Genomic DNA, 4903 nt, shown 5'->3' with positions numbered 1-4903 from the left:
TACTGAAATACGCCCGTTGAATTGAACAAAAGCGTCTTGTTTTACCCGGTCATCCAAGTTTGGCGAAGGGTGATACTCGTCGCTGAAAATAGCATCTAGGTTGGCGCGCAGTATCAGTAATTTACCTAAATCGCGCTCGTAACCCAGCAATACGTTGCCGGAGTAATCCGCGGCATACTGGTTGGTTTTACCGCTGTAGTCGCAGTTGATGCCGTTGGCGTTGTCGGGAATTTGATCTTGAATACAGGTGCCTAATTTATGATCCTGAAACTCAAAATCTAAAAACGCGAGCCCTGCGCCTAAAATGATGTGTTCACTTAAGGCGATCCGGCCATCAAACTCGACACCCTGGGTGACAGCGCCCGCCGCATTACCTACGTTGAAGCCGAGGGTTCCGTCAAATACGCTCACTTGTAAATTGTCGAATTGGGTGTAAAAGAGTGCTGAGTTCAATTCCGCAACACCGTCGAATAAGCTGGTTTTTAAACCAAATTCGTAGGAGGTTGCGCGCTCTTCTTCAAATTCAAAACTACCGATTAACACCCTCGGATTAGGGATGGTCGCCGTTGGATTCGTCGCGGTGGGCTCAGCGCTTGGTGAGGAATTTGATCTGGCATCGTAGCCCCCCGATTTAAAACCGCGTCGCGCAGAAAAATAAGCCATGGCGGCGTCGTTGATATCCCATTGTAAATTGAGCAATGGCGCAAACTGTGACTCGGTGCGTTTACCCGCGAGATCGTGCCGCTCTGCGGCAAAAGTGACTGCCGCCGCTGTGTCGGTTTCACCAATGGGCAGCACCGAACCGTCGGGCAAGCCGAATTCAAGTCGGCGACTGCCGCTCTTTTTCTCAAAGGTATAGCGACCACCCAAGGTTAAACGCCAGCTGTCACTCATGATCCAGGTACCTTGGACAAAGGTGGAGGCAATGATTGAATCGCTTTTGAAATCCCGTGGCGAGCGGATATCGATCAAGGAGTTACCTGCGTCGCCGATGCCGAGTAATTCAAAACCCGTGCTGCCATTGGCGCCCGGGTCGATGTCACCGCGGCCGCCAGCCTCTAAAATATCGGCGGTGTTTATCAACTGCGGGATGAGAGTTGAGGGGAGCACAATGGAGTCGAAGAAATAGACATCGTTATATTGAAAATAGGCGCCAGCAATCAGGTCAAAATTTTCGCCAGGGGCTGAAATCCACCGAAATTCCTGGCTAAATTGCTCGTACTCTTCTTCCATAACCACTTGAAACAGCGGCGCGCCGGTAAAATCGCAGTCGCATTCCTCGTCGTATTGGTAAGCCATATACGAGGTGATCGAGGTAAAAGTATTGCCGTTGGCATAATTGTTCAGATTCAGGGTGATGTTTTGAGTATCGTTATTACTGAAGTCGCCATTAGAGTGGCGTTTGCGATCCGCCTTAACATCGAGGACCGAATCGTCGGCCTGCATATTCAGAATCGAGCCGTTATCTTGCAGCTGTATTAAATTGCGAATACCGGCGGGCAGGGAGCCGAGCAAACCGCCAACCGCTCCTAAATCTGGGAATACGGTGTCGTTTAAAATCTCGCCGTAAGTGCGGCCAGTGAATAAGATTATGTCGGAGTCGGATGGGTAGTCGCTAATGATTTCTGACTGGCGGCCGATAACATCAAAACTACCAAGCTCAAATTTCAGCATGGCATCGGCGTCATTGCCAATATCCCAGCCCAGCTTTAGGCGATAGGTCGCTTCGTCGCGCTGCGCCTCGTCGCGATTAAGTATTTGGTTTTTTACGAAGCCATCGGTGTGGCGCTGACGCATTGAAAAACGTGCATTGAGATTGTCGTTTACGGGGCCAGAGGCGACAAAGTCGATAACCTGCTCGTTTAGTTCCGGCTCAAAAGTACCTTGCACGTAAAATTCAGTTTCATCGTTTGGCGATGCGGTACTGATGTTAATGGCGCCAGCAATACTGTTTTTACCGAGCAAAATATTTTGCGGTCCGCGCAGTACTTCAACCCGCTCCAAATCCAGAAAGGGGGCTCGGGCAAGTTGCGCGCGGCCATAATAGATGCCGTCTACATACATGCCAACGGATTGTTCAAAGCCTTGGTTTTCTCCAGAGCCGATGCCGCGAATATAAATATCGGTGCCGACGCTCGACTCGGTCATGGTGAAGTTAGGCACATAGGCCTGTAGATCTTCAATTTTAGACAAGCCAGCTTCCATCATTTTAGCGCCGCTAATTGCACTGACAGAAACGGGCACATCTTGCAGGCTTTGCTCGCGGAGCTGGGCCGTAACCACTACTTCTTCGAGCTGAGCGGCTGCGCTGCTTGCGCTGTGCATTGCTGCAGCAGATATCGCAATTATACCAATTTTGCTTTTTATCATGTTAGTACACCTCGGTCAGGGCGGTTACGCCGTAATATTCCGCGTTATTGGTTATATGGTCGTTCATGCACTGATACCGCTCTGTCTTGAGGTGAAGTACATTTTTAATTTCTCGGCCTTGCGTGGGTGTACATTGGCCTTGGCAAACTCGCCTCGGTGGTGTGCTACAACCCGTGGGTCCATGACTTTGAACCACAGGGGAGGGAAGTAGGCGAGCATCATCATTGAAGCGTAACCCGATGGTAGCTGGGGGCTGTCTGAGAAATGACGCAGGGCTTGGAATGCGCGATTTGGGTGAGCGTGATGGTCGGAGTGACGTTGCAGTTGGTAGAGCACCAGATTGGTGACAATGTGATTGCTGTTCCAGGAGTGCTTGGGTAGGCAGCGTTCATAACGACCACTGGCGTCTTTCTCGCGCAAGAGGCCGTAGTGCTCAACGTAGTTAATAACTTCGAGTAAAGAGGAACCCAGTGCGGCCTGTACAACAAGAAAGGCAAGCGCTGGCCAGCCTAATACGGCGGTGCAGCCACCGAATAGTATGAGCGTCATAGCCCAAGCCTGTAAAACATCGTTGCGCCAATGCCAAAAGCCTAGGCATTTGCGATCGAGTCGCTGGCGTTCAATTTCACACGCCGAGCGCAGGCTGCCAATTACCGTGCGGGGTAGAAAACGCCAAAAGCTTTCACCCATTTTTGAACTGGCGGGGTCTTCTGGTGTGGCAACTCGGCGATGGTGGCCAAAATTATGCTCAACATAGAAATGGCCATAGGCAACTGGGGCGAGTGCAAGTTTTGCAAGAAACTGACTTAGCGCATCGCGTTTGTGACCTAATTCATGGCCGGTGTTAATACCAATGCCATTTACATAAGCGCAGCTAAATAAAGCGGCGATGATGCCTAGTGCGCCTAACTCGGTGGCGGCGAACCACACCGTAATCAATGTGCCCGCATACTGCAGCGGGATGTAGGCGTAAACAATGTATTTGTAGTAGTTGTCGGCCTCGAGTTGGCTAACCGCTGACTCTGGTGGATTAGAGCGATCTGTTCCGATCACATAATCTAAGACCGGAATAATGAAATACACGATTACAGGCGCTAACCACCAGCCCCATATTTGTCCGGTCTGGAGGTAAATCAGTGCGCCAAAGATCGGAAGAAGTGGAACCAGTAGGCCGAGTGACCAAAGGTAACGTTTTGGGTCTTGCCAATGTGCTTCGCCTGAGGAGTTCATCTATTATTGCCCCTTGTTATGTTTACATGTGTAAAGTTGTACTTTAAAAGCTAACTTAACAAGTGTCAATATATGTATTTAATTAAGGTATACTGTGTTCAATATTTGCCGATTTATCAGGAACTTGTCCTTGCATCACTGTTTCACACATAATGTCGGCCGAGAGTTAGTCTTGAGTAAATATCATGTAGACGGGGAAGGTATGAGCGCAGTCAAACCGAAGCAGAGCCGCAAAGGAAATCGAGAGAAATTAATGAATGCAGCTCTAGAACTCCTCGCAGAAGACCAGAGCGGTTTGGCGGGAATAAGCTTGCGCAGAATTACCAAGGCTTGCGGCCTCAGTCCGCCAGCATTTTATGGGCATTTTGCGTCCATGGAAGAACTTGGTCTGGCGCTGGTAAGCGACGTCGGCAGTACCTTAAGAGCTTTGTTAAAAGGGGTGCGTGACGCTGACACAGAGGCGGCCGTTGTCACCGAGTCAGTACAGGCGGCCTTTACTTATATTCGGGGCAACGAGGCCTTGTTTATTCTCATTGCGCGGGAGCGGGCAGGCAGTTCGGCCTTAATTCGCGGCGCCATTCGCAATGAGGTGCGACAAATCGTTGAAGAGATGGCCAGCGATTTTCATGAGCGCGGGCTCTTTGAGCGGTTTAGCTTGCCAGAAAAACGCGCTGCCGTAGCGGCAATTGTTTCTCTAGGTTTGAGCCTAATTCCAGATTTGCTCGATGTGTCGCGGGAATCACCTGCTGAGGGTGATGCGATTTTGGCTCAGTTTGAGTATCAGGTGCAGTTTATTTTGTCGTGATGGCATTTTATGGCAATCGCGCTACTATCTTTGAGGTTGAGTATTTTCAATCTACTCGCCATATAAATTATTCACAGCGATGGAATAAGGCTCATGAGCAAAGTAATTATAGAAGAGCGCGGTCAAGTGCTTTTGATCGGTCTTAATCGGCCAGACAAATACAACGCCTTTGATCATGATACTTGGCATGAGGTCGCGCGCGCCTACAAGCTTCTCGAGTCGAGCAGTAATTTGCATTGCGGCCTTGTGTACGCAAATGGCAAGCATTTCACCGCCGGTTTAGATTTGCCAGAATGGACTGATGTTTTTTCGTCGGGCGAATGGCCGGCGATTCCTGCAGGTGAGTGCGACCCCCTTGGGTTACGCCCCGAGCATCGTTGTCGTAAACCGATTGTCATGGCAATACACGGTATTTGTTACACCATTGGGATTGAGCTTGCCCTGGGGGCCGAGGTGCGAATTTGTGGGCGAGGAACTCGTTTTGGGCAGATTGAGGTT

4 protein-coding genes are annotated in these 4903 nt (G+C 50.0%); 2 read left to right on the top strand and 2 right to left on the bottom strand.

The genetic code is table 11. The features are described from left to right. Both ABYP33_RS17375 and ABYP33_RS17370 read right to left on the bottom strand, forming a co-directional pair. Positions 1–2370: TonB-dependent receptor (locus ABYP33_RS17375; RefSeq protein WP_373092426.1), on the bottom strand; the 2370-nt coding region annotated here is incomplete at its 3' end. A 63-nt stretch (positions 2371–2433) separates the two neighbouring features. Further along, positions 2434–3600, bottom strand: coding sequence for an alkane 1-monooxygenase (locus ABYP33_RS17370; protein ID WP_373092424.1), 1167 nt, complete (start codon positions 3598–3600; stop codon positions 2434–2436). A gap of 202 nt (positions 3601–3802) precedes the next feature. Here ABYP33_RS17370 and ABYP33_RS17365 point away from each other — a divergent pair, with 202 nt between their 5' ends. Both ABYP33_RS17365 and ABYP33_RS17360 read left to right on the top strand, forming a co-directional pair. Beyond that, positions 3803–4405, top strand: coding sequence for a TetR family transcriptional regulator (locus ABYP33_RS17365; protein ID WP_373092422.1), 603 nt, complete (start codon positions 3803–3805; stop codon positions 4403–4405). 93 nt (positions 4406–4498) lie between these two features. Continuing rightward, positions 4499–4903: enoyl-CoA hydratase-related protein (locus tag ABYP33_RS17360; RefSeq protein ID WP_373092420.1), on the top strand; the 405-nt coding region annotated here is incomplete at its 3' end.

Origin of the sequence: Zhongshania sp. (assembly GCF_041584495.1) — a bacterium.
In the GTDB taxonomy this organism is placed as follows: Bacteria; Pseudomonadota; Gammaproteobacteria; order Pseudomonadales; family Spongiibacteraceae; genus Spongiibacter.
The sequence above is the reverse complement of the archived record's forward strand: the minus strand, read 5'-3'. Positions and strand labels throughout refer to the sequence as shown.

What these genes read in the sequence shown, in the direction of transcription:
- ABYP33_RS17365 (WP_373092422.1), top strand. Translation starts at nt 3,803, where the DNA reads ATGAGCGCAGTCAAACCGAAGCAGAGCCGCAAAGGAAATCGAGAGAAA.
- ABYP33_RS17370 (WP_373092424.1), bottom strand. Translation starts at nt 3,600, where the DNA reads ATGAACTCCTCAGGCGAAGCACATTGGCAAGACCCAAAACGTTACCTT.